The organism is Citrobacter sp. LUTT5 (genome assembly GCF_009905315.1).
Classification (GTDB): Bacteria; Pseudomonadota; Gammaproteobacteria; order Enterobacterales; family Enterobacteriaceae; genus Citrobacter; species Citrobacter freundii.
The window spans coordinates 4,036,738-4,060,554 of record NZ_CP047606.1; the positions used below are offsets into that span (position 1 = coordinate 4,036,738).

General features: G+C 51.3%; 17 protein-coding genes and 1 pseudogene. 11 read left to right on the forward strand and 7 right to left on the reverse strand.

The features are described 5' to 3' along the window. Window positions 1-11 precede the first annotated feature (11 nt). The 7 genes from fhuA to hrpB all read right to left on the reverse strand — a co-directional run bounded on the left by fhuA (window position 12) and on the right by hrpB (window position 13,041). Window positions 12-2,261 (reverse strand): ferrichrome porin FhuA, encoded by a 2,250-nt coding sequence (gene fhuA, locus GUC46_RS19465; RefSeq protein ID WP_044714923.1) that lies wholly within the window; start codon window positions 2,259-2,261, stop codon window positions 12-14. A gap of 210 nt (window positions 2,262-2,471) precedes the next feature. Beyond that, complete coding sequence (locus GUC46_RS19470; protein WP_226796418.1) at window positions 2,472-3,473, reverse strand: fimbrial protein; 1,002 nt, start codon at window positions 3,471-3,473, stop codon at window positions 2,472-2,474. Window positions 3,474-3,508: 35 nt separating this feature from the next. Next, window positions 3,509-5,992 carry a fimbria/pilus outer membrane usher protein gene (locus tag GUC46_RS19475; protein ID WP_160180625.1) on the reverse strand — a complete coding sequence of 828 codons (2,484 nt, stop codon included), beginning with the start codon at window positions 5,990-5,992 and terminating at the stop codon, window positions 3,509-3,511. Between the two features lie 32 nt (window positions 5,993-6,024). Then, complete coding sequence (locus GUC46_RS19480; RefSeq protein WP_175420699.1) at window positions 6,025-6,738, reverse strand: molecular chaperone; 714 nt, start codon at window positions 6,736-6,738, stop codon at window positions 6,025-6,027. 50 nt (window positions 6,739-6,788) lie between these two features. Then, the gene (locus tag GUC46_RS19485) at window positions 6,789-7,331 is read right to left on the reverse strand and encodes a fimbrial protein (RefSeq protein WP_003837506.1); all 543 of its coding nucleotides are present in this window, start codon (window positions 7,329-7,331) and stop codon (window positions 6,789-6,791) included. Between the two features lie 565 nt (window positions 7,332-7,896). Beyond that, complete coding sequence (gene mrcB / locus GUC46_RS19490; RefSeq protein WP_003837501.1) at window positions 7,897-10,434, reverse strand: bifunctional glycosyl transferase/transpeptidase; 2,538 nt, start codon at window positions 10,432-10,434, stop codon at window positions 7,897-7,899. Between the two features lie 177 nt (window positions 10,435-10,611). Continuing rightward, window positions 10,612-13,041: an ATP-dependent helicase HrpB gene (hrpB, locus tag GUC46_RS19495; protein WP_176691757.1), complete on the reverse strand. Its 2,430-nt coding sequence runs from the start codon at window positions 13,039-13,041 to the stop codon at window positions 10,612-10,614. A 73-nt stretch (window positions 13,042-13,114) separates the two neighbouring features. Here hrpB and thpR point away from each other — a divergent pair, with 73 nt between their 5' ends. The 11 genes and pseudogenes from thpR to GUC46_RS19550 all read left to right on the forward strand — a co-directional run bounded on the left by thpR (window position 13,115) and on the right by GUC46_RS19550 (window position 23,812). After that, a complete protein-coding gene (gene thpR, locus GUC46_RS19500) occupies window positions 13,115-13,645 on the forward strand; it encodes an RNA 2',3'-cyclic phosphodiesterase (RefSeq protein ID WP_160180628.1) in 531 nt (176 codons plus the stop codon). 15 nt (window positions 13,646-13,660) lie between these two features. Continuing rightward, entirely contained in the window at window positions 13,661-14,365 is a 705-nt protein-coding gene (gene sfsA, locus GUC46_RS19505; RefSeq protein WP_121539734.1) for a DNA/RNA nuclease SfsA, read from the forward strand. Between the two features lie 177 nt (window positions 14,366-14,542). Continuing rightward, on the forward strand, window positions 14,543-14,998 hold the full coding sequence (gene dksA / locus GUC46_RS19510) for an RNA polymerase-binding protein DksA (RefSeq protein ID WP_003018625.1): 456 nt from the start codon (window positions 14,543-14,545) through the stop codon (window positions 14,996-14,998). Between the two features lie 70 nt (window positions 14,999-15,068). Continuing rightward, a complete protein-coding gene (gene gluQRS / locus GUC46_RS19515) occupies window positions 15,069-15,965 on the forward strand; it encodes a tRNA glutamyl-Q(34) synthetase GluQRS (RefSeq protein ID WP_003837490.1) in 897 nt (298 codons plus the stop codon). 71 nt (window positions 15,966-16,036) lie between these two features. Beyond that, window positions 16,037-17,434 carry a polynucleotide adenylyltransferase PcnB gene (gene pcnB / locus GUC46_RS19520; RefSeq protein ID WP_203237415.1) on the forward strand — a complete coding sequence of 466 codons (1,398 nt, stop codon included), beginning with the start codon at window positions 16,037-16,039 and terminating at the stop codon, window positions 17,432-17,434. Next, on the forward strand, window positions 17,431-17,910 hold the full coding sequence (folK, locus tag GUC46_RS19525) for a 2-amino-4-hydroxy-6-hydroxymethyldihydropteridine diphosphokinase (RefSeq protein WP_160180630.1): 480 nt from the start codon (window positions 17,431-17,433) through the stop codon (window positions 17,908-17,910). Before pcnB ends, folK begins: the two co-directional genes overlap by 4 nt. A gap of 676 nt (window positions 17,911-18,586) precedes the next feature. Further along, a complete protein-coding gene (locus GUC46_RS19530) occupies window positions 18,587-19,165 on the forward strand; it encodes a fimbrial protein (protein WP_160180632.1) in 579 nt (192 codons plus the stop codon). A 75-nt stretch (window positions 19,166-19,240) separates the two neighbouring features. After that, window positions 19,241-19,984 (forward strand): fimbrial chaperone, encoded by a 744-nt coding sequence (locus GUC46_RS19535; protein ID WP_044712899.1) that lies wholly within the window; start codon window positions 19,241-19,243, stop codon window positions 19,982-19,984. Window positions 19,985-20,013: 29 nt separating this feature from the next. After that, a pseudogene (locus GUC46_RS19540) lies at window positions 20,014-22,616 on the forward strand (outer membrane usher protein). 16 nt (window positions 22,617-22,632) lie between these two features. Beyond that, on the forward strand, window positions 22,633-23,205 hold the full coding sequence (locus tag GUC46_RS19545) for a fimbrial protein (protein ID WP_044712900.1): 573 nt from the start codon (window positions 22,633-22,635) through the stop codon (window positions 23,203-23,205). Between the two features lie 16 nt (window positions 23,206-23,221). Further along, the gene (locus GUC46_RS19550; protein WP_226807876.1) at window positions 23,222-23,812 is read left to right on the forward strand and encodes a fimbrial protein; all 591 of its coding nucleotides are present in this window, start codon (window positions 23,222-23,224) and stop codon (window positions 23,810-23,812) included. Window positions 23,813-23,817 lie beyond the last annotated feature (5 nt).

Here is a 23,817-nt window from a genome sequence, read left to right on the forward strand (position 1 = left end):
CCCAATAGAAATTAGAAACGGAAGGTTGCGGTTGCAACGACCTGACGTTCTGCGCCCCAGAAGCAGCCATAGGTATTGAAGCAGCTGGCGACGTATTCACGGTCAAACAGGTTGTTCACATGCAGCGCCACGTTGGAGCCCGCCATGCCGACGCGCGCCAGATCGTAACGTACTAACGCATCCACTAGCGTATAGCTCCCCACTTTAAAGGAGTTTGCCGGATCGCCATAACTGGAACCAGTATAACGAACGCCAGTACCCAACGTCAGCCCAGAAAGCGCGCCGTCATAAAGGGTGTAATCGCCCCACAATGATGCCATGTGTTTTGGCACCTGCGCAGGCGTATTGCCCTTGTAGTTGGTGTCGGTGGTGTATTCCGCGTCGGTGTAGGTATAAGAACCCACTACGTTGACGCTGGCAGACAGCGCCGCTTTCGCTTCAATTTCCACTCCGCGAGAACGAATTTCACCACCTTCAACTGACCAGAACGATCCGTTCGGATCGGCCATCAGATTGTTGGTTTTAGTCAACTGATAGACAGCACCGGTGATCACGATCGGACGATCGTTCGGCACGTACTTCACGCCAGCTTCGTACTGCTTACCTTTAGATGGCGCAAAGATATTACCGCTTGCCCCGGTCTGGGAAGCCGGTTCAAACGACTCGCTGTAGCTGAAATACGGGGTTACGCCGTTGTCGAACAGATAGTTAACCCCACCGCGCCAGGTGAATTGCTTATCATCGCGGGAATCCGTTACGCCAGAAACACGATTCAGAGAGTCCTGTTTAGCCCAGTCGTAACGACCGCCCAGAGTAACCAGCACCTTATCCCATTGCGCCTGATCCTGAACATACAAGCCAGTCTGCTTCTGTTTGTTCAGCACTTTGTAAGGACCTGAAGGGCCTGGGTGTGAGCCAAAATCGAAGTCGCTGCGGTCGAGGTTATAGATATCGGACGGCGCAACAGAACCCGCATAGCCAAACCAGGAGTTGATATCATTACGCATACGCATAAAGTCAACGCCAGTCAGCAGCGTGTGATCTACGTCGGCTGTCGCGAACTTGCTTTGCAGCTGAGTATCGACGGAGAAGTTCTGCAATTTCTCATTATCGATAACATACTGACGCGTCAGCGTATGATCCCAGTCGGCCTGAGGAACGCTGGCACAAGGGCTGTTAGCCGGATCCTTGGTATAGAGCGGATCGGAGCACATACCGTAGCCATACACGCTGTTCTGCGAGACTTTATTTTGCGCGTAACGCAGGTTCTGACGCACGGTAAAGGTGTCGTTAAATTCGTGATCGAAGCTGTAGCCCACCATCTTCTCGTTACGAGAATAGGTATTGTTGTTCGCCCCTTCGTTGAAATCGGTAGGCAGACGCTTGCCATTCGGCAACTCAGTCACCGTCCCTTCTTTCGGCAACCAGCCGTAATAACCGGTTTCCGGCTCGTTCTGGAAGTAGGAGAGGAAGGTGAAGTTTGTCTTATCGTCCGGACGCCATGAGAAAGATGGCGCGATGGCATAGCGTTGTTCTTCTGCGCCCTGCTGCTGCGCATTCGCGGAACGCGCCAGGCCAGTTAAGCGGTAAGAGTATACACCGTCATCATCCAGCGCATCGCTGAAATCAAAACCTGTCTGGAACAGGCTGTCAGTGCCCATCTTGAACTGAATTTCTTTTAACGGCTCTGTGGTCGGGCGTTTGCTGACCATATTCAACAACCCACCCGGGTTGCTCTTTCCGTACAGAACGGAAACCGGACCGCGCATCACTTCGGCACGCTCCAGCATATAAGGGTCTATGACCGCATCGTTGTAGAAGTTGCCCTGCATCTTCAGGCCATTCAGATAGTTATTCTGACTTTGGCCGTCGGCGGCAAATCCGCGAATAATCAAGTAGTCATAGGTATTGGACGCACCACGCGTACCCACGGCAACGCCCGGGGTGTAGCTAAGCGCCTCTTTGACCGATTTTGGCTGATGCAACGCCATCTCTTCGGCGGTGACCACAGAAATAGACTGAGGAACTTTTTGAATTGGAGTGTCGGTTTTGGTCGCCGTAGCAGACTGTCGTGCGGCGATGGTTGCCGCAGGCCCCCATGCGCTTTCCTGCGGAGCAGGAGCTGCAGTTACGGTGATGGTTTCTTCTTTCGGGTCAACCGCCGCCTGTGCATAGACAGACATGCCGCTAACCGCTGTGGCTACCACTACTGCGATTTTACGCAGTGATGAACTTGGCTGAGCAGTTTTAAGACGCGCCATTGGTATTTCTCTGATGAAAGTGAATGATAACGTAAACGAGAATTATTATTATAACGGCAGCATAATATTCGAAACTCTGGCGAGATAGCAAGCAATACGCGCCCCTACTAAAACTGAGGGGTTAAGAAACAACCAGATGAAAAGAAAGGGTTAATAAATTAGGCTGGAATGTTAGAGCGCTGACAACCCGCCGCAGCGGGTCGCAAGGCGTTAGCGGTAAAAGACCTCAAAAGTCGCGACGGCGTCCACTTTCCCGGCTTTGACATTGCCGGTTTTGGCATAGCGTGCCTTCAGCGGAATTTCTGCCACTTCGTTAGCGCTGGTGCTGCTCACAGCGGTATAGGTTTGATCAAAACTCAGCACATTATTGTTCGTGTCCAGAATCTGGATACCGACACCGCTGGCAGAGCTGTCTCCACTGGCGATAGCCAAAATATTGCCATCCGTAACGCCTGTCGAACCAGCACTGTTGAACTTATAATCGATTTGGGTACCTGCCCGACAATCAGAAATCTCGATTTTGAAACTGTTATCGGTGAGTACTTCTGAAAATTGACTGTCAAAGTTATCGACATTAATCGTCTTCAGCGGCACGTAGATATTTTTATCCTCCAGGTTACAGGTATTAGTCTGGATATGAATGCTGGTGGGAGATACCAATATCTGAGCTATCACATCATTACCCCACTTCTCTTGCGCTGTCAGCCGGGAGGTATCAAGATAACCATCCTCGACGTCGCCCGTCACAACCAACTGCATTGACGCATGGTACTTTGTATGAATACTGTTCCATCCGCTTGCTCCATAGCTATAAAAATGCATGGGTGTGACGATATCCTCAGAGGTAAAGGTAGGTGTTCGTTCTTCCGCTTCAGCCATGCGGATACCTATACCTGGAACGCTAGTCTGATAAACGCCTTCCAGCACTCCATTGCGGGCATCGGCATCCGTTAACACTGCGTAACCTTTGTATTTGTTGCCAGTATCCTGGCAATCCATATCGATTTGGCCGCTCTCAATGCTTCCCTCATAAATAACCGTACCAACTGATACGTCAGGCTCCACAGTGATGCTTGCCGGTAGCTGAAAGGTCATTGCGCCATTTTCCGGATAATTTCCGGTACATGTGGCGGCATAAACAGGTGCCGCCGATCCAGCTAAAATCAATATGATCAACATAGCCCTGAAAATGTTTTTGTTCCTTTTACTCATATCTGACAATTTCCGTATTCATAAGCCATCTTCCATTATTGGCAATTAACCGTAGCTGAGAGAATGCCCGTACCCATGTTCTCAGGTACGCTTACGCTGCCCGTACATTTCGTCTGTGCGGTATTTCCCCATTGCACCTCAATGCGCTGTGTTCCTTTTAGCCCAGTGACATACACTTCACCGTCGTCACCCACGATCGATGTCGTACCGTCCATACTTAACAGAGCACCAAAAGGAACCACGCTCTGACCATGTTTTAAGGTAAGTAATGCACGCTTACCTGAACGCGCCGTGAAGTCAGCTTTCAGGACGGCCCCTTTTGTCGGAACCACATCCAGAGAAGCATCCTGAATATCAATATCATCACGTCCCTGAGTATTCACAGTAATAGTATTACGGCGATAATTGGTTAAAGTTGGCACAATGGCATTGCCCCAATAATCGGTGTAAACCCCCCGGGAATTTTGTATTTTTACATTATCGCCATCGGTAATGTGCACAATGGCAAAAGCATCCTGAATGGATTGTCCAAGCGTTATTCCCTGCGAATGCGCAACAACGGAACCCTGGGCGCCATAGCCCCACTGTTTACTGTCTTTTTGATAACTGTAATTGGCGCTGAACTCGCCAACCGATGTCCGATACCGGGAAGAGAGATAGGCACCATAACCGACATCGTTATCGGTGTAGGTTTGCTGAAGGTTATAATTTAAATTGTTATCTTCCAGTAACGTTCCACTGACGCCAACCTGATGTGCACTATTACCATTTTTTGAACTTGTCAGAGTATATGTTCCCCAGGCATTAGCCAGCCAACGCGAAAGAGGGACATTCATTGAGATAGAAAACTGCTGATCGTTAGTGGTTGATGGCGTTTTTGTCATGCTGTAATTCAGCGACCAGTTAACGCCCTGCCAACTGCTGCTGTAACCGAGACTCACGCTTCGTTCATGGCCTTCCATTCCCCAGTAATCTTGCTGATAAGCGTTGGCGTATACCGATCCCCAGCTCTGTAACGACTGAGAAAGATTAAGTTGCAGGCGGCTGCGACGGTTATAGCTATCGCGATAGCTATAGATGCTGTCATCGTCGTAGTTGTTATTACGCTGATCGAGAGCCTCCTGAAAGGTATAAAACCCGGAGGTGGAATAACGATAGCTGGCAAGCGTGACCGTGGTATTGGTTAACGGAAAATCTTTTGCGTACTGCGCGCGCCACGACTGGCCATTCGCATCCGCGCGTTCGTCGTCAAACGCGGTTCTCGCCGCCGTCAGATCCATCGACAGCGAACCAAAATCGCGTAAATCGGCTCCGATGCCGAACAGTCCGGCGCGATACATCGACGCGCCTTGCAGACCGCCGTAAGCGGTAATTCCGAAAGGTAAGCCATAAATTGCCGTAGCCTGGCTGAACTCCGGCTCCTCGCCGTTATCAACATCGCGATATTTCCCAGCCGCCAGGCTGTACTTCAGCGCGCCTTCACGTTGCATAATCGGCACCGAGGAGCTGGCCTGAATAAAGCTGCGCTCTGTACCGTCGGCCTCCGTCACGGTGACTTCCAGATCCGCTCCTGCCGTCACCTGCGTTAAATCACGAATTTCAAACGGGCCAGGCGAGACGTTGGTCTGGTAGATGGTGTAACCGTTTTGCTTAATGGTGACTTTGGCATCGCTATTAGCAATCCCACGAACGACCGGGGCAAAGCCCTGTAATCCACTGGGCTGCATACTGGTATCGGTCTCCAGCTTAACGCCCGTCATCTGCACGCTATCGAACAGTTCGCCGTTAGTGTAGGTTTGCCCTATCTGAAGCTGGCTACGCAATGCTTTGACATCGCGTCCAAGCGTCGTATTAATAGATTGCCAACCATTATCATTCCCCCAATTGCTGGTGTTACGCAAACGCCAGGGGCCGATATTCATCCCTGAATTCAAACTTGCCCAGTTCGAAGCATTATTTTGACCTCCGGATTGTTGGTGCGATCCCGAAATATAGTAACTGGTCCATAGAGCCGGAATGCCGTCATCCCAGAAAGTGGGATTGCTTTCGCCCGAAATTTTGCGGTCGCGGTAGATCTGCGGAATACGTAATTGCAGCACCTGTGTTTCCGGATTGAAGTCATAGCGTCCATCCGCGATATATTCGCTAATATCACCCAGCAACGTATCTTCGTTAACATTATTTAATGCCGGAACCGTATCAACTTTAACGCCCAGTTCGCGTAGCTCCGCTTTAGTAAATTGCGGAATCAGTTTGCTGTTATCTTTTGAAAGGAGGTAATTTAAATTTCGTTTATCAATGCGATCCTGATCCCAAACAATCGACGTTAAATAACGCCCGGGGGATAAACCATTATGCTGTAAAAAAGCTTCAAGCGCCCCGGTATTCTCAAGTGGGGTTCCCGTTTCAAGTACACTGAGATTAAAATAATCATCAGCACAAACGGAACCACTCGCAGTCAATATAGCGAATGTCAGCGTATTGAGAGCAAAAAGCCGGGCAGTACGATGTGAAGGCATAAATGTCACCCCATAACTCATCGATAGCTGATTTACAGCGACTGTTTACGCTGTTCGGTTTCTGAGCCAAAATCATTAATTGCGGTCCAGACAACGTTGCCTTTTGCTGCCGATGGCAGCGGAAAACGCTGCTCACCAAATGGAGCAACCATCATCGTTAATGCCGTCGGAGAGGACTGGTTTGTAGCCGGTTTAATCGCTTTTCCCGCCACAGAGATCTGTCCGAAGGTGACATAGAAGGGTGTGGGGTTTTTCACCACCAGTTGATTTTGATGGCGGCTAAATTGCAACGATTGCCAGGCCATTTTTGCCTCGTCTTCTGTCAATGAGGCCGGGCGATAAAACAGTTTTAATTTAGTTTTAATGGCAAATTGTAACGTGTTCTTGTCATGCAATTCTTCTGGGATCGCTGCAACAGATTTGATGTTCGCCATAAATAATGACTCACGATCCTGAGGCAGCGCCGATTTATTTCCGGTATAAACCACGTGTAGCAGCGTCTGGCGGTTTTCGTCCAATTTGTAAATTGGCGGTGTCATAATAAATGGCGCTTTGCTGTCATCAATATTACTGACCCAACTCTGCACCAGATAACGTTTATCATTATCTTTATTTTTTAAAGCAATCTGTACTTCAGATTGGTTAGCCGGATATATAATTCGTGTGCCACCCACTACTACGCCAGCTTGAACCGAATTTAATCCCGAGGTTAATATAAGTATTAATGCTGTGATAAGTCGTTTCATCTTTCCATTCCATTGAAATACTGGCCCTGCCTGGGCCAGGTTTATGATGATTAACGATAAAGCAGAGTATAGGTCGCTTGTGCGGTATAATCACCGGTAGTTGGTAAAGTGCTACCAACCTGGATAACCTCAGCTTTATAATTAAAAACCACGCTCTCGCCGTTAGTCTTATTCAGTGCCGCTTCAGGATCTGAGCCATCAAATTTCACGTAGTTGCTGCTCCCTTCAGGAAGCATACGTACCCCGAGGTTCTGCGCAGTCCCTGTCGCCTGCAAGACTTCATCGTCGTATCCGGCAATACGCGTCCCATCAAATTTGATATTGAGGTTGGCAACCGCAGCATCACATTCTGTCAGCGTAATCGCAAAAGATTGCGTGTCGCCGACTTTTTTATCTTCGCCAAACGCAGTTTGAGAAAGGTTGTTAAACGTCACAGTACCGTTTGTCGCTGTACCATTTACATCAACCACGCAACTATCGGGAAGAATTTTCCCATTAAACGTTACCGTCCCGGTATCAACGGCAAAAGCAGATGTTGCTACAGTTGCCATTGCACTACTGACAAGCAACGAGATGATAATTTTTTTGCACATAACGTATTCCTTACATATGTTCACAAAAATCAATGAAGAGAAAAGTTAACACAGAGGGGAAATAGACAATGGCTGGAGAAGTGCTGGAATATAAATCCAACAACATCATAGATATAATATATCTTTATCAACTCATTCAGTTTAAAACATTCCCTTGTGTCATCTATTCTACGTACCATGATGAATAAAAGCTAATCAACACATTCACCAAAACTAAAGAAACAACACACAACATCTTGTTTTAGCAGAACAATTTATGGAAATAATATTTTCTTAATGGTGATTTTAGCCAGCATGAATATATTCATAAAAACAATATTACCCACATATGCATACGGGCAGATAATAAAAAAACGCAGAAAAAAATAGAATAAAATCAACCAACCGATGATATATACAAAAAAATAATATATTGAATTTATGATTAAACGGAAAATATAGGCAGGAAACACCATCACTGTTAACCCTATCCTGAGCTTGCTATACAGACCGAAATGCGAATACAGCAAGAGGGAGAATTCCCCCACATCAGCAGGCACCGATGCGGGGGAGGACAGCTAAAAAATCAGTTACCGCCAAACATATCTTTTATCCAACCAGCCACGCCATCGCTGTCTTTCTTCTCTTGCTGCGGCGGTTGCTGCTGTTGAGGCTGCTGCTGCGGCTGTTGAGAAGATTGATCGAACGGATTCCCCGACTGCTGCAGCATTTCACCCTGCTGACACAGCGAATCAGGATCGGTGGTCCATACCGGAAGCGTGCGCATCCCGCCGCTACAAACGAAGTTACCGTCGTAGTCTACGCCCATATCCACCACATCCTCCGGTGGCGTCAGCACCAGTGGTGTTGGCGTCTGGTTAGCCAGATAACGCTGATAAATCGACATCGCGCCGCTGGCACCGTACAGCTTGGTTGGCTGGTTGTTATCGCGGCCCACCCATGTGATGGTCACCTGGCTGCCGTCGATCCCGGCAAACCAGGTATCCACGTTGTTGTTGGTGGTCCCGGTTTTCCCTGCCAGATGCAAGCCAGGATATTTCGCGCCAAGCTGACGACCCGTACCACGCTGAACCACCTGCTGCATGGTCCACAGCGTCATATACGCCGCCTGCGCCGGAACGGCACGCTCAGCCTGCGGGAAGCTCTGGTACAGCACGGTACCATCTTCGGCAATCACCGAACGCAGCGCCGACAACGGCGCACGGTTCCCGCCGCTGGCGATAGTCTGGAACGCCTGTGCTACTTCGATTGGCGTCAGGTTCAACGCCCCGAGCAGCATGGCCGGAACCGGGTTAAGCTGATCTTTCGGCGCGCCCAGCTTCAACCAGGTATCAGTCACGGCAGGCAAGCCCAGCGCCATCCCCAGATTTACCGTCGGTACGTTCATGGAGCGGGTTAACGCATCCACCAGCATCACTTTTCCGCTTTCGCTATAGCGACGATCATCGTTCTGTGGCGACCAGACCTGACCGTTCGGCTGACGTAGCGCAATCGGCGCATCGGCAATCCAGGTATTCAGGCGGTAAAGCTTCGGCTGGCTGAGCGCAGTCAGATAGGTCGCCGGCTTCGCCAGAGAACCAATCGAACGACGCGCCTGCATCGCACGGTTATAGCCCGCGAACTGCGGCTCTGCCCCGCCAACCATGGCGCGAACTTCGCCACTGAATCGGTCAACCACCACAATCGCGGTTTCCAGATCGCTCAGCTTACGCTGTTTCTTCAGCACCGGAATGCCTTCCACCGCCGCTTTTTCCGCAGCGTCCTGCGCCACGGAATCAAAGGTGGTGAAAATTTTCACGCCGGAGAGATCTTTAACTTTATCGCCCAGCTTCGCCTGAAGCTCCTGACGCACCATCTGCATAAAGGCTGGCTGTGGCGAGATTACTCCACCACGCGGCTGTACGCCTAACGGACGCGCGCTCAGCATGTCATACAGATCCTGATCGATGATCTGCTGCTGTTGCAGCAAACGCAGCACGAGGTTACGACGCTCCAGCGCCAGCTTCGGATTACGCCATGGGTTATAGATTGACGCCCCTTTAACCATCCCCACCAGCAACGCCTGCTGGTCGAGACTCAGTTCTTCCACCGGACGACCGAAATAATAGAGGCTCGCCAGCGGGAAGCCGCGAATTTCATTATCGCCGCTTTGACCGAGATAGACTTCGTTCATGTACAGCTCAAGAATGCGATCTTTGCTGTAACGCGCATCCATCAGCAGCGCCATGTAGGCTTCGTTGGCCTTACGCCAGTAAGAACGTTCGCTGGACAGGAACAGGTTCTTCACCAGTTGCTGAGTCAGCGTACTCGCCCCCTGCACCGTGCGACCGGCCGTCAGGTTGGCCAGCACCGCACGACCAATCGAGTAGAGGCTGACGCCATCATGCTCATAGAAGTGACGGTCTTCGGTTGCCAGCAGCGTATCTACCAGCAGATCCGGAAATCCACTGCGCGGGACAAACAGGCGCTGCTCGCCGTTAGGTGAAGAGAGCATGGTAATCAGGCGTGGATCGAGACGGAAGAAACCGAACTGGCGGTTGTTATCCATATTCTCGATAGTGTCCAGATGATCGCCATCAAAGGTCAGACGTGCGCGCACCTGCCCTTCTTTACTGTCAGGGAAGTCAAACGGACGACGAATCATCTCAATGCTCTTCGCCTGTACGGTGAATTCGCCCGGACGCGTCATCTTCGAGACCTGACGATACTGCGTGGCCTCTAGCAGCTTCACCATCTCGTTCTTGCCGATGGGCATTTCTGGCTCAAGGTTAACCATTCGGCCATATACTGCCGCCGGAAGCTGCCAGACTTTACCGTCGATACGGCTACGGATTTTTTGGTCCAGATAGACGCCGTAAATGGCGATCAGCACCAAAAAAACAATCGACAGTTTTACCAGCAGCCAGAACCAGCCGCGTTTACCACGAGGCTTACGCCCTTTGCCTTTACCCTTACGCGGCATCGGTTCTTCATCCTCATAGTCATCATCATCATAATCGTCGTCATACTCTTCATCTCTGAGTTGACGACGGCTCACCTTTTGTTTCACCGGACGTGAGGGTTTCCCTTTACGTCCAATTGGCTCGCGGTCATTCCCCGCCATGCTTTTTCTCCGCAACATTCAGGCGCAAAGGCCCGATTCTCTGTTCTTCCGTCCTGCGACAGAAGAAGAAATCTCTCAATTTTCAGCTGTATTCATGCCGGATGGCGGCGTAAAACGCCTTATCCGGCCTACGTTCGCCCTGATAAGCGCAGCGCCATCAGGCAACCACGCATACAGCTATGAATACTTTTTGGTGCGCCGCGTTGGCGCGGTATTCGCCGGATCGTCCGGCCAGACATGTTTGGGATAACGCCCTTTCATCTCTTTTTGCACCTCGCGGTACGATCCCTGCCAGAACGCGCTTAGATCGCTCGTCACCTGTAGCGGTCTTTGGGCCGGAGACAACAGCTCCAGTACCAGCGGCACGCGTCCCTGGGCGATAGTCGGGGTGTTTCCTTCACCAAACATTTCCTGCATCCGAACGGCCAATACAGGAGGATTATCCTCATGATAGCGAATGGCAATCCGGCTTCCCGTTGGCACAGTGTAATGCGCTGGCAGTTCACTATCCAGACGTTGCAGCATTGACCAGTCCAGCAAACCGCGCAATGCCTGACCCACATTGAGTGCTTTTAACGCGCGTAAAGAGTGCACACCGCTCATGTGCGGCAGCAGCCAGAGCTCCAGCGTCTTCAGCAGAGAATCCTCATCTACCGCAGGCCAGTCGTACTCCGGTAACCAGTTTGCCGCACATTGCAAACGCAGCCGAAACTGCTCGGCCTCCGGCGTCCAGTTGAGCACACTTAGCCCTTTATCGCGAATACCATTCAGCATCGCCTGATGCAACTCTTCTTCCGAGGGCTTGGCCAGCGGCTGTACTTTTACCGTCAACTGGCCGATACGCGACCGACGCAGTGCTTTTAACGTTCCCTGGGCTTCATCCCATTCGATGGTGTCGGACTGTTGCAGCAGTTCAGGACACGTCTGCATCAACGCTTCAATACCCAGCGGCAACGCTAACAAAATACGCGCATCTGGCGATGCGCTACCCTGCAGTAACAGCGGCGCTATCAGCCACTCATGGCGCCCCAGGGCGTCATCGGCATCCAGCATCGCGCCCATGCCGTTGGCCAGTTGATAGCGCCCTTCTTGTCCACGTCGACGGGCGATCCGATCGGCGAACGCTTGCGCCAGCAACAAAGGGAGCAACGCGATGTCGGGCTGCCCGCTGCGTACGTTAAGCCGTTTCAATAATTGTTGACTGCGCTGCTGCCAGGCGGGCTGATTTCGTGAAAACGCCACAGCTAAATCGGTGCTGCCCCCGCGCGGCGGCTCTTCCAGAATTGCGGCCAGTTTTGCGGCCGATGCCGCTTCATCGTCATTTTTGGTGCTAACCAGCATAGCCGCTAAACGGGGATCATTACCCAAAGCCGCCATTTTCTGCCCACGGGCACTGAGCCTGTCGCCCTCAAGCGCCCCCAGCATCTGCAACAACCGTTTTGCCGCCTGCAGGTTGATAGCGGGCGGCGTATCCAGCCAGTTCAGTTGCTCAGGATCGGTACATCCCCATTGCAGCAGCTCCATCAGTAGTCCGGACAGATCGCTCTGTAATATCTCAGGCTCTCCCTGCGCCGCCGCTCTTTCCGCCTGCTCTTTGGCAAGCAAATGTAGGCAGATACCTGGCTCCAGACGCCCGGCTCGCCCGGCTCGCTGTGTCATCGATGCCTGGCTAATGCGCTGGGTAATCAACCGCGTTAAACCGGTACGCGCGTCATAACGCGCCACGCGCTCCTGGGCGCAGTCCACCACCAGCCGGATGCCTTCAATCGTTAAGCTGGTTTCGGCAATATTGGTCGCCAGCACCACTTTGCGCTTACCTTGCGGCGCGGGCAAAATCGCCTGACGCTGCTCAACCAGCGTCAACGCGCCGTACAACGGACATAGCACAACATCGCCGCCCACACGCGTTACCAGTTGTTCCTGCACGCGCAGGATTTCCCCAACGCCCGGTAAAAACAGCAGCAGCGACCCGCTTTCATGGCGCAGTAGCTCCGCCGTGGCTATCGCCACCGCTTCGTCAAAACGCAGATGTGCCGCCAGCGGTTGATACCGTCGCTCGACCGGGAATGTACGGCCTTCAGAGATAATCATGGGCGCATCGGGCAATAACTGCTGCAAGCGCCCGTTATCGAGCGTTGCGGACATGATCAATAGTTTCAGATCGTCACGAAGACCTTGCTGTACATCCAGCAACAGCGCCAGTGCCAGGTCGGCCTGCAAGCTCCGTTCGTGAAATTCATCGAGGATCACTAACCCGACGCCAGTGAGTTCGGGATCGTGTTGGATCATGCGCGTCAGGACGCCTTCCGTCACCACTTCCAGCCGGGTCTGCGACCCCACGCAGCTTTGCGCGCGCATGCGATAACCCACGGTCTCACCGGGCTTTTCGTTCAGCAACTCCGCCAATCGCTGCGCCACGTTGCGTGCCGCCAGACGGCGCGGCTCCAGCAAAATAATCCGCCCCTTGATGCCACCATGTTCAAGCAGTCGCAACGGCAGCCAGGTCGATTTCCCGGCACCGGTCGGCGCGGTTAGCAGCACCTGCGTCGAGGCATCAAGGGCGGTAAGCAGTTCAGGCACTACGGCGGCAACGGGCAACGACGTCACAAATAGCTCCAGAGGGTTAACATTCTTCGCGCTGCATTGTAGCATCGCGTTAATTCATAACCGAGTATCCATAATGTCTGAGCCAAAAAGGCTGTTCTTTGCGATTGAATTGCCAGGCGGGGTTCGGGAGCAGTTAATCCACTGGCGAGCCGCGCAGTTCCCTCCTGAAGCAGGCCGTCCCGTCGCCGCCGAGAATCTGCATCTGACGCTGGCCTTTTTAGGTGATGTCACCGCAGAGAAGCAACAGGCGTTGTCGCAACTAGCCGGACGCATTCGCCAGCCAGGTTTTACGCTCAAACTGGATGATGCCGGGCAATGGCTGCGTTCGCGGGTCGTGTGGCTGGGGATGCGTCAGCCACCGCGCGGACTGTTACAACTGGCGAATATACTGCGGGCGCAGGCCGCACGCAGCGGGTGTTATCAAAGCCCGCAGCCGTTTCACCCACATATCACGCTGCTGCGCGATGCCGGACACGCGGTTCCCATCCCCCCACCGGGCTTTGGCTGGTCATTTCCGGTCACGGAGTTCGCACTTTACTCCTCTTCATTCGCACGAGGACGCACGCGTTATACGCAGCTGCAACGCTGGACGCTGACTGAATAATTAAAGGGACTATTTATGCAATTTTCTCCACCTTTACAACCTGCAACGCTCATCCAGCGCTACAAGCGTTTTTTAGCGGATGTGATCACACCGGATGGCTCAACGTTAACGTTACACTGCCCAAATACTGGCGCGATGACCGGATGTGCCACCCCGGGTGACACCGTCTGGTATTCGACATCAGAAAATACTAAACGGAAATATCCACATACCTGGGAATTAACGCAAACCCAATCCGGGGCATTTATTTGTGTTAACACGCTGTGGGCCAATAGATTAACGAAAGAGGCGATTCAGCAGTCGTTAATTTCAGAAGTTTCAGGCTACAGCGTCTTGAAAAGTGAAGTAAAATACGGCGCCGAAGGGAGCCGTATCGACTTTTTGTTACAGGCAGATTCCCGACCTGACTGCTATATTGAAGTGAAATCAGTCACGTTGGCGGAAAAAGAGCAGGGTTATTTTCCCGATGCCATCACTGAACGAGGTCAGAAGCATCTTCGGGAATTGATGAGCGTAGCGGCTGAAGGCAAGCGGGCAGTAATATTTTTCGCCGTGCTACATTCAGCTATTACACGGTTTTCACCCGCGCAGCATATCGATGCAAAATATGCGCAATTATTAGTTGAAGCACAGCTTAAGGGGGTAGAAATTCTGGTTTATAAAGCGGAACTTTCTGCCCATGGCATGACTCTTAAAGAGCCGTTGCCCATTACCTTGTAATGGTGTAAACATTTGGTTAATTAGTATTCTGGGCGCGTGGGCAAATACGCTTTTCCTCACAGGGTTGTCAAGTGTTACGTTTAGATAATTGCTATCCGGAAAAGCATCTGCTATTTATAGCGACCTGATTTTTCCCCCGAACATGGGGATCGATAGTGCGTGTTAAGGAGAAGCAACATGCAAGAAGGGCAAAACCGTAAAACATCGTCCCTGAGTATTCTCGCCATCGCTGGGGTGGAGCCGTACCAGGAGAAACCGGGCGAAGAGTATATGAACGAAGCCCAGCTGTCGCACTTCAGGCGTATTCTTGAGGCATGGCGTAATCAACTTAGGGATGAAGTTGATCGCACCGTATCTCATATGCAAGACGAAGCGGCTAACTTCCCTGATCCGGTGGACCGCGCCGCGCAGGAAGAAGAATTCAGCCTTGAGCTGCGTAACCGTGACCGTGAGCGCAAACTGATCAAAAAGATCGAGAAGACGCTGAAGAAGGTAGAAGACGAAGATTTCGGCTACTGCGAATCGTGCGGCGTAGAAATTGGTATTCGCCGTCTGGAAGCGCGTCCGACAGCCGATCTGTGTATCGACTGCAAAACGCTGGCAGAAATCCGCGAAAAACAGATGGCAGGTTAATTCCGGTCATTTTTACCACGTTTACTAAAGGCGGGAGTTTCTCCCGCCTTATTATTTGTCAGTCCGTAAAATGAGCGATTCACACTATATTGGCCGCTTCGCCCCTTCCCCCTCCGGCGAACTGCACTTCGGTTCACTGATTGCCGCCCTCGGCAGTTACCTGCAGGCTCGTGCCCGGCGCGGAATCTGGCGAGTACGCATTGAAGATATTGATCCCCCTCGTGAAGTTCCCGGTGCCGCAGATACGATCCTGCGTCAGCTGGAACATTACGGCCTGCACTGGGATGGCGATATTTTATGGCAATCCCAACGCCACGAAGCCTACCGCGAGGCGCTTACCTGGCTGCATCAGCAGGATCTGAGCTATTACTGCACCTGTACGCGAGCGCGTATTCAAAGCGTCGGCGGTATTTACGACGGTCACTGCCGTGAGTTACGCCTCGGGCCAGAACAGGCGGCCGTCCGTATTAAACAACGCCATCCCGTGATGCAGTTTACTGACCGGCTACGCGGTGTGATTCAGGCTGACCCGCAACTTGCTGGTGAAGATTTTATCATCCACCGCCGCGACGGGCTGTTTGCCTATAACCTCGCCGTCGTAGTTGATGACCACTTTCAGGGCGTAACTGAGATTGTTCGCGGCGCCGATCTCATCGAACCCACGGTGCGGCAAATCTCTTTGTATCAGCAGTTTGGCTGGCAAGCGCCTGACTATATTCATCTTCCGCTGGCGCTCAACGAACAAGGCGCTAAACTTTCAAAACAAAATCATGCACCTGCGCTACCACAAGGCGATCCGCGCCCGGTGATTATTGCCGCGCTACGCTTTCTCGGCCAGCGTGCCGATATCCCGTGGCAGGAGATGCGTGTGGACCAGATCCTGGAGTTTGCCGTTGAGAACTGGCGTCTGACAACAGTGCCAGAATCAGCGATCTTAAATCCGGCATTCTCAAATGCGCCACGCTGAGCTATGATTAGCCGCTATTTTTACACAGCAACACTTGTTCTGATTGAAGTTTGACACTACCGAGGTGCACTATTTTTACCCGAGTCGCTAATTTTTGCCGCAAGGTGCTAAGCCGCGAGGAGCGCGAGGCTGAGCTCGCCGTCGCCCGTCCACATATGACGGTAATTCCGCGTGAGCAGCACTCTATCTCCCGCAAAGATATCAGTGAAAATGCCCTGAAGGTAATGTACAGGCTCAATAAGGCCGGATACGAGGCATGGCTGGTTGGCGGTGGTGTACGCGATCTTTTGCTGGGCAAAAAGCCGAAAGATTTTGATGTCACTACTAACGCAACGCCGGATCAGGTGCGTAAACTGTTTCGTAACTGTCGCCTGGTCGGTCGCCGTTTCCGTCTGGCTCATGTCATGTTCGGTCCAGAAATTATCGAAGTGGCGACGTTCCGCGGCCATCATGAAGGCAGCGAAGCCGATCGTACCACGTCGCAACGCGGGCAAAACGGTATGTTGCTGCGCGACAACATCTTCGGCTCCATTGAAGAAGATGCCCAACGTCGCGATTTCACGATAAACAGCCTGTATTACAGCGTGGCCGATTTCACCGTGCGTGATTACGTCGGCGGTATGCAGGACCTCGAAGAGGGCATCATTCGCCTGATCGGTAATCCGGAAACGCGCTATCGCGAAGATCCCGTGCGTATGCTGCGCGCCGTGCGCTTTGCCGCCAAGCTCGACATGCGTATCAGCCCGGAAACCGCAGAGCCGATCCCGCGTCTGGCAACGCTGCTGAACGACATTCCTCCTGCACGCCTGTTTGAAGAAGCACTTAAGCTGTTACAGGCGGGCTATGGGTATGAAACCTATAAAAAACTGCGTGAGTACAGCCTGTTCCAGCCGCTGTTCCCAACCATTACACGCTACTTCACCGAAGACGGTGACAGCCCGATGGAACGCATTATCGCTCAGGTGCTGAAGAATACCGATAACCGCATTAACAATGATATGCGCGTTAACCCGGCGTTCTTGTTTGCCGCGATGTTCTGGTATCCGTTACTGGAAGCCGCGCAGAAAATTGCGCAAGAAAGCGGTTTGGCCTACTACGACGCTTTCGCGCTGGCAATGAACGACGTGCTGGACGAAGCCTGCCGCTCGCTGGCGATCCCGAAACGTCTGACCTCGCTAACCCGCGATATCTGGCAGTTGCAATTACGTATGTCCCGTCGTCAGGGTAAACGCGCCTGGAAGCTGATGGAACATCCAAAGTTCCGCGCAGCTTATGACCTGTTAGCACTGCGTGCCGAAGTAGAACACAACGCTGAACTGCAACGACTGGCGAAATGGTGGGGTGAATTCCAGGTTTCCGCGCCGCCGGAACAAAAAGGCATGCTGAACGAACTGGATGAAGAGCCTGACGTACGCCGTCGCCATCGCCGCCCGCGTAAGCGTGCGCCGCGTCGCGAAGGTAGCGCGTGACCGTCGTTTATATCGCCATCGGCAGTAATTTAGCTTCTCCCCTGGAGCAGGTGAATGCTGCCGTGCAAGCGATCGGCGAAATCCCTGACAGCTGTATCGTTGCGGTTTCTTCGTTTTATCGTACCCCCCCGTTGGGTCCACAGGATCAGCCCGACTATCTGAACGCCGCCGTGGCTCTGGATACCGCTCTCGCCCCCGAAGCGTTGCTGGATCATACCCAGCGAATTGAACTGCAACAGGGCCGGGTGCGCAAAGCTGAACGCTGGGGACCGCGCACGCTGGATCTGGATATTATGTTGTTCGGCGATGAGGTGATTAACACGGAACGTTTAATCGTGCCGCACTACGATATGAAAAATCGTGGCTTTATGTTGTGGCCATTATTTGAAATTGCGCCAGAGCTGCATTTTCCTGATGATGGCAAGTCGTTGGCAGAGTACCTGACACGCCTTCCGGCTCGCCCTACCCGCTGGTAACACTATTCACGCTGCTGAAATACGCTGTTCATAAAAAGGCACACCATCAGGTCGATTAGCCAGATGTAAGCCCGACCTACGCTCTGGTAAAAATCAATGACGCCAGCGATGTACAGAAAGCGGCAATGACAACCGGCATCACAAAATTTAACTTCATATCCTCCTGTGTCAAACAGTCAGCAGTTAAGGCAGGATATGTACAATCAACTACGCCTATACTTTAACTTATAGCTGACAATCAACACAGCCCCCCCCAACATTCAAAAAACATAATTCAATCTCCCAAATGTATTCCTCTCAAAAAAACAAAGAAAAAATGGCAACAATAATAACGATTTAGTTTTCCTTAATTGTCAATATACAAATTCTAACGAAACCATAAATAATAGACAACACGCAACCAATAAAATAAAAGTATATTTAAATTGCATCAAAACAAAAAAACAATAACTAAATAATATTTAAGAATATCTTAATACACAATTATCCAATGAATACATATAGTTAAAAGCGCCACATAAACAATAAATTTGACATTGATAACTTGACGCGAAATAAAATTCACAAAACAGATATGTCTCACAAAAAACATTCACCCGTAGAACATTTACATAATTAAATACACGGATAAAATATATTTGTCTGTAATGACATTTTTTAACAAGGATATTTCAACATGAAATTAAAGTTAATTGCTTTATCCCTGGTGCTGTCTGCAGCATCGTCTTCAGCATTTGCCGCACTAGATGGTGGTCAGCTGAATTTTGCCGGTCTGGTTAGTGATAACACTTGTACGCCACACGTAAACGGTGGCAGTCAGGATGGTCAGATACAACTTAATACCGCAGTTTCTGCCGATATTACAGCTGGTGTTTCAGCGACAGCGCCTGGTGTGCAGCCGGAACCTTTCTATATCACCGTCGACTGTGGTGCTACTTCAGCAAACAAGAGTGCAAAGCTGAGCATGGCATCTACCTTTTTCAGCAATAACAACGGCACGCTGAACAACGATGACTCCATCACCAGTCCGGCAACAGGTGTTAACATGGCTATCCACCAGGTTGATAACTCTGGTGCAAACCTGACGTACGACCAGGTCAAAATCAACGATCCTAGCGATATTCAGACCGCAACAATGACAACCGGCATCGCGAAATTTAACTTCGTCGTTTCCTATGTCAAAGAGTCAAATGCAGTGCCAGTGACTTCTGGTTACGTGAAATCAAACGCCGCTTATACAATCACTTACGAGTAATAAATTAAATATTTAAGGGAGTAACTTCTCGGCTAAAGATTACTCCCTCTTACTCACGACCATAAAGGAACTACGATGACCAGGACGTCTCGCTCTCTCTTTTCATTATTCTCTGCCGTATTGAGTTTCGCGGTTATTTTCCCGGCACAGGCAGATATTGTTCTTTCCGGTACGCGCATTGTCTATAAAGAGTCCCAAAAAGATGTGACTATTCGTCTGGAAAATAAAGGCTCCAGCCCGGCGCTAGTACAAACCTGGCTGGATGACGGTGAGCAAAATGCCGATCCCAGCACGATCAATGTTCCGTTTAATGCCACACCTCCCGTTGCACGTATCGAACCTGGTCGCGGGCAAACGGTGAAATTAACATATACCAATAGCATCTCTTTGCCAAAAGATCGCGAAAGTATTTATTGGTTTAACGTTCTGGAAGTTCCACCCAAAATCAACGAGGCGGGCTCTAAAGATAAAAATATCTTACAACTGGCATTCCGTACCCGAATAAAAATGTTTTATCGTCCTTCAGGTCTTACTGATATAGCTTCTGACGCACCGAAAAAGCTGCAATGGCAATTACGCAATAAAAATGGTCAGGCCGTCGTGCATGTCATTAACCCCACAGGATATTTCGTCTCATTTAACAGCATAAGCGCCATCGTAGGCGGAAAGAAATACAATATTAAAAATTCAATGATCGCCCCTAAAAGCGAATCTGAACTTAGTGTAGCCGGATTAAACGGCAGTCCCGGAAAAGCCACTATCGATTATATTGCAATCAGCGACTTTGGTGGTCCTATTAATGGGAAGGTGGAGATTTAATATCTGTAATTTTATTTCTGGATACGTCAATGAAACAGCCGTCAAATAAATTAAAAGTAACGCTCCTTGCACGGTTTGTTATGTTTGTTGCATTTTCTGGCAGCATCGATGCATGGGCTGAAAACGAAAAACTGGAATTTGACAGTTCCTTTTTGATGGGACCGGGATCGAGCAGCGTCGATCTTAGCCGTTATTCTGACGGTAACATCATTTCACAGGGTATCTATGATGCCAGTGCCTACGTCAATAACGAATTGGTGAACTCACTGAAGGTTGAGTTTATTGAAACTGGAGATAAACGCGCTACCAGGATCTGTATTACCCCAAAATGCTCAGTCAACTGCACATTCGCCTACCGGATGAGATCCCAGCAGAAGCCGTGTGGAAAAAAAGAGAAGAGAGCATCGACAACTGCCTCGACCTGACGAAGACAATTCCGCTGTCGACAGTGCATTATGACGGAGGGGATCAACGTCTGGATATCGGCGTCCCACAAATGTGGGTACAGAAAGGTTTTGCCAATTTCGTTGACCCATCATTGTGGGACAATGGTATTCCAGCAGCCATGCTGTCATACAATCTCAGTGCCTGGAAAAACGAAAATGACTACGGTACCGAAGATAGCGTGTATGCGGGCTTTAACGGCGGCATCAACCTTGGTGCATGGCATTTTCGCGCGCAGGGCAACTACTCATGGCAGAAAGACGGCAGCAGCGAAACTGAATTTCAAAATCGTTATGTTCAGCGGGATATCGCCGCCCTGCGCTCTCAACTGGTGATTGGCGAGTCCGGCACCAGCGGTGAGAGTTTCGATACCGTCAACTTGCGCGGCGTTCGTCTGTACAGCGAATCACAGATGCTACCGCCGCAGCTTGCCAGCTACGCGCCAACTATCCGTGGTGTTGCCAAAAGCAACGCCAAAGTCACCATTACGCAAAACGGCTACAAAATTTACGAGACCACAGTTCCACCGGGGCCGTTTGCCATTGACGATCTGTCACCGTCTGGTTATGGCGCCGACTTAGAGGTCACCATCACCGAGGCCGACGGCTCGAAACATACCTTTAGCCAGGCCTTCTCGTCGCTGGTGCAGATGATGCATCCTGGCGTCGGCAGTTGGGATATTAGCGTGGGCCAGGTAAATGACGATAGCCTGCATGATGAACCCGGCCTCGCACAGGGGACGTTTTACTACGGCTTTAATAGCACCTTTACCGGTTTTAGCGGCATTCAGGCCACTGACAATGGTTATTTAGCCGGACTGCTGGGCGTGGGCATGAACACCCTCCTCGGCGCCGTCTCTTTTGACGTAACCCAATCACAGGCCGAGATCCCCGACGACAAAACCTACCGTGGGCAGAGCTACCGCGTATCGTGGAACAAATTTTTCGTGCCCACGGATACTTCATTGAACATCGCGGCCTATCGCTATTCCACCCAGGATTATCTGGGGCTAAGCGATGCGCTGAGCATTATTGACGATGCCGAGTACAACACCAGCAATAACGCTCGCAGCATGAATAACTTTTCGCGCATGAAAAATCAGTTCACCATCAGCCTGAACCAGAGCCTGAAAAGCGATAATATCAACTACGGCTCACTCTATCTGACTGGCAGTTGGGCTGACTACTGGGTAACCAATGATTCACGCAGCAGTTTTTCCGCAGGCTACAGCAACAGTATCGGCTGGGCTACTTATAGCGTAAACCTGCAGCGCACCTACGACGAAGACAATAAACGCGACGATTCAGTCTACCTGAGCGTAACGATTCCCTTGGATAAACTACTGGGCACCGATCGCGATAGCGGCGGCTTCCGCACTCTGAATAGCAGCATCAACAGCGATTTCAACGGCGGCAACCAGTTCAACACCAGTGCCAGCGGCTACAGCGCAGACAACCGCTGGAGCTATAGCGTCAGTACTGCATATAACATGGAAAAAGAGGATAAAGACCTCTCTACCATCAGCTCCTTCATCAGCTACGACTCCAGCTACGGCAATATCGCCGCCTCGGCGTCAGCCAGCAACGATAGCTCACGCCAGTACTCCTTAAACACTGACGGCGGCTTTGTGCTGCATAGCGGCGGCTTAACCTTCAGTAATCAAAGCTTTGGCGACAGCGATGCGCTGGTCGTGATCGACGCGCCCGGTGCGCAGGGGGCTCGCATTGACTATGGTAACAGCACCATTGACCGCTTTGGCTACGGCATCGGCAGTTCACTCACACCGTACCGGGAAAATATTGTCTCGCTCGACATTGATGATCTGAATAACGACGTCGAATTGAAGAATACTAGCGCCACCGTGATCCCGCGGCGCGGCGCGGTAGTCGTCAGCAAGTTCGAAACTGACCAGGGAAAATCTGCGATTATCAATCTGTTACGAAGCGATCGCCAGCCCGTGCCGTTCACGGCAGAAGTCTACGACCTGAACAATAACCTGTTAGGTACAGTAGGTCAGGGTAGCCAGGCTTTTGTACGCGGAATCGTTGAAAGTGGCGATCTCGAAGTACGCTGGATCCAGCAGAACCAAACGCAGCGCTGTCGTTTGCACTATCAGGTCGACTCAGGCAACGAAAAACTGCTCGGGAAAACCATCGTCCTGAGCGCTGTGCCCTGCAAAATGCAATAGATTACGAGGATAAAGAATGAAAACACACCGCGTAGTCACCCCGTCAACGCTCGTTATTGCGCTGCTGGCACCGCCAGGCTTTGCTTCCACTCAAGGTTTAAGTCTGGATTTCACCGCAGTAATTGAAGAGACAACCTGCGTAATGAACATCTCCAGCCTCAGCAATGCAACACTCAGCGGCAGCGGTACACAGTATCAACTCACCATTCCGAATATCGGTATCGCGGAGCTGCTTAACGTTACCGCCAGTACTGAGGGCAGCTTCAAACTGCAGCCGAAAGAGTGTAACAACGAAATCACCTCTCTGACGATGACAGTACAAGGCACCACGCTGACTGGCAGCGAGTATATGTTGCAAAACGCGCTGAACAGCAATAATGCGGAAAATGTTGGTCTGGGCTTTAAACCGAAGGGCGGCGACGAAAACAGCCGCTTTAAGCTCAACGGCGCACAAAATATTACCTGGAGCCAAAGTCAAATCGCTGACGGAATGGATCTGAGCGCTTTTTTCCGCCGCGCCAGCACCTCGCTGACCCCAACGCCCGGCGACTTTCAGGCCAAAGCAACCTTTACGTTTACCTATGAATAGCAGAGAGGCTGGACTGATGCGATATCTGTTACCGCTGTGTACCGCACTGGCGGTGCTCCTCAACATTTCCCCGGCCCTGGCGGGCGTAAACTCGCTGGAATTAACGGTTTCCACCACCATTACGCCCTCAACCTGCCTGGCCACCCTGCACGACGAAAGCGGCACGGCAAATGCGGTTGTGGATATGGGTGACGTCTATATTCCGCAGATCGTTAATAAGAGTAAATCGCGCGCCTTTTCACTGGTGTTCAGTGACTGCGTCGGGCTTGCCAAAAAACAGGCTACCGTCACCCTGACAGCCAAAACCGGCTGCGACGGTGCCTCCGGCGGTGGTAACGGGTTTCGCAACGCGCTCAACGGCAGCGATGACGCCGCAGGTGTTGCGGCGGAAATCTGGGCGGGCGCCCCCCCTGAAGCCAGTGGCAGCAAACAGCTGCGTTGCGCCAGCCCGGCGCAACAGCTTATCGATCTGGTCGAAGCCAGCGATACCACCACCATCGTCTGGCCCCTCAGTGCCCGTATCGTGCTGGCCTCGGGCAGTACGATCACCGATTTACACACTGGCTCATTCTCGACTCAGGGCCTGTTCACTATTTCTTATGAGTAAATTGT

What these genes read in the sequence shown, in the direction of transcription:
- GUC46_RS19470 (WP_226796418.1), bottom strand. Translation starts at nt 3,473, where the DNA reads ATGAGTAAAAGGAACAAAAACATTTTCAGGGCTATGTTGATCATATTG.
- GUC46_RS19535 (WP_044712899.1), top strand. Translation starts at nt 19,241, where the DNA reads ATGACCAGGACGTCTCGCTCTCTCTTTTCATTATTCTCTGCCGTATTG.
- dksA (WP_003018625.1), top strand. Translation starts at nt 14,543, where the DNA reads ATGCAAGAAGGGCAAAACCGTAAAACATCGTCCCTGAGTATTCTCGCC.
- fhuA (WP_044714923.1), bottom strand. Translation starts at nt 2,261, where the DNA reads ATGGCGCGTCTTAAAACTGCTCAGCCAAGTTCATCACTGCGTAAAATC.
- mrcB (WP_003837501.1), bottom strand. Translation starts at nt 10,434, where the DNA reads ATGGCGGGGAATGACCGCGAGCCAATTGGACGTAAAGGGAAACCCTCA.
- GUC46_RS19530 (WP_160180632.1), top strand. Translation starts at nt 18,587, where the DNA reads ATGAAATTAAAGTTAATTGCTTTATCCCTGGTGCTGTCTGCAGCATCG.
- gluQRS (WP_003837490.1), top strand. Translation starts at nt 15,069, where the DNA reads ATGAGCGATTCACACTATATTGGCCGCTTCGCCCCTTCCCCCTCCGGC.
- GUC46_RS19550 (WP_226807876.1), top strand. Translation starts at nt 23,222, where the DNA reads ATGCGATATCTGTTACCGCTGTGTACCGCACTGGCGGTGCTCCTCAAC.
- GUC46_RS19475 (WP_160180625.1), bottom strand. Translation starts at nt 5,992, where the DNA reads ATGCCTTCACATCGTACTGCCCGGCTTTTTGCTCTCAATACGCTGACA.
- GUC46_RS19485 (WP_003837506.1), bottom strand. Translation starts at nt 7,331, where the DNA reads ATGTGCAAAAAAATTATCATCTCGTTGCTTGTCAGTAGTGCAATGGCA.
- GUC46_RS19545 (WP_044712900.1), top strand. Translation starts at nt 22,633, where the DNA reads ATGAAAACACACCGCGTAGTCACCCCGTCAACGCTCGTTATTGCGCTG.
- thpR (WP_160180628.1), top strand. Translation starts at nt 13,115, where the DNA reads ATGTCTGAGCCAAAAAGGCTGTTCTTTGCGATTGAATTGCCAGGCGGG.
- sfsA (WP_121539734.1), top strand. Translation starts at nt 13,661, where the DNA reads ATGCAATTTTCTCCACCTTTACAACCTGCAACGCTCATCCAGCGCTAC.
- GUC46_RS19480 (WP_175420699.1), bottom strand. Translation starts at nt 6,738, where the DNA reads ATGAAACGACTTATCACAGCATTAATACTTATATTAACCTCGGGATTA.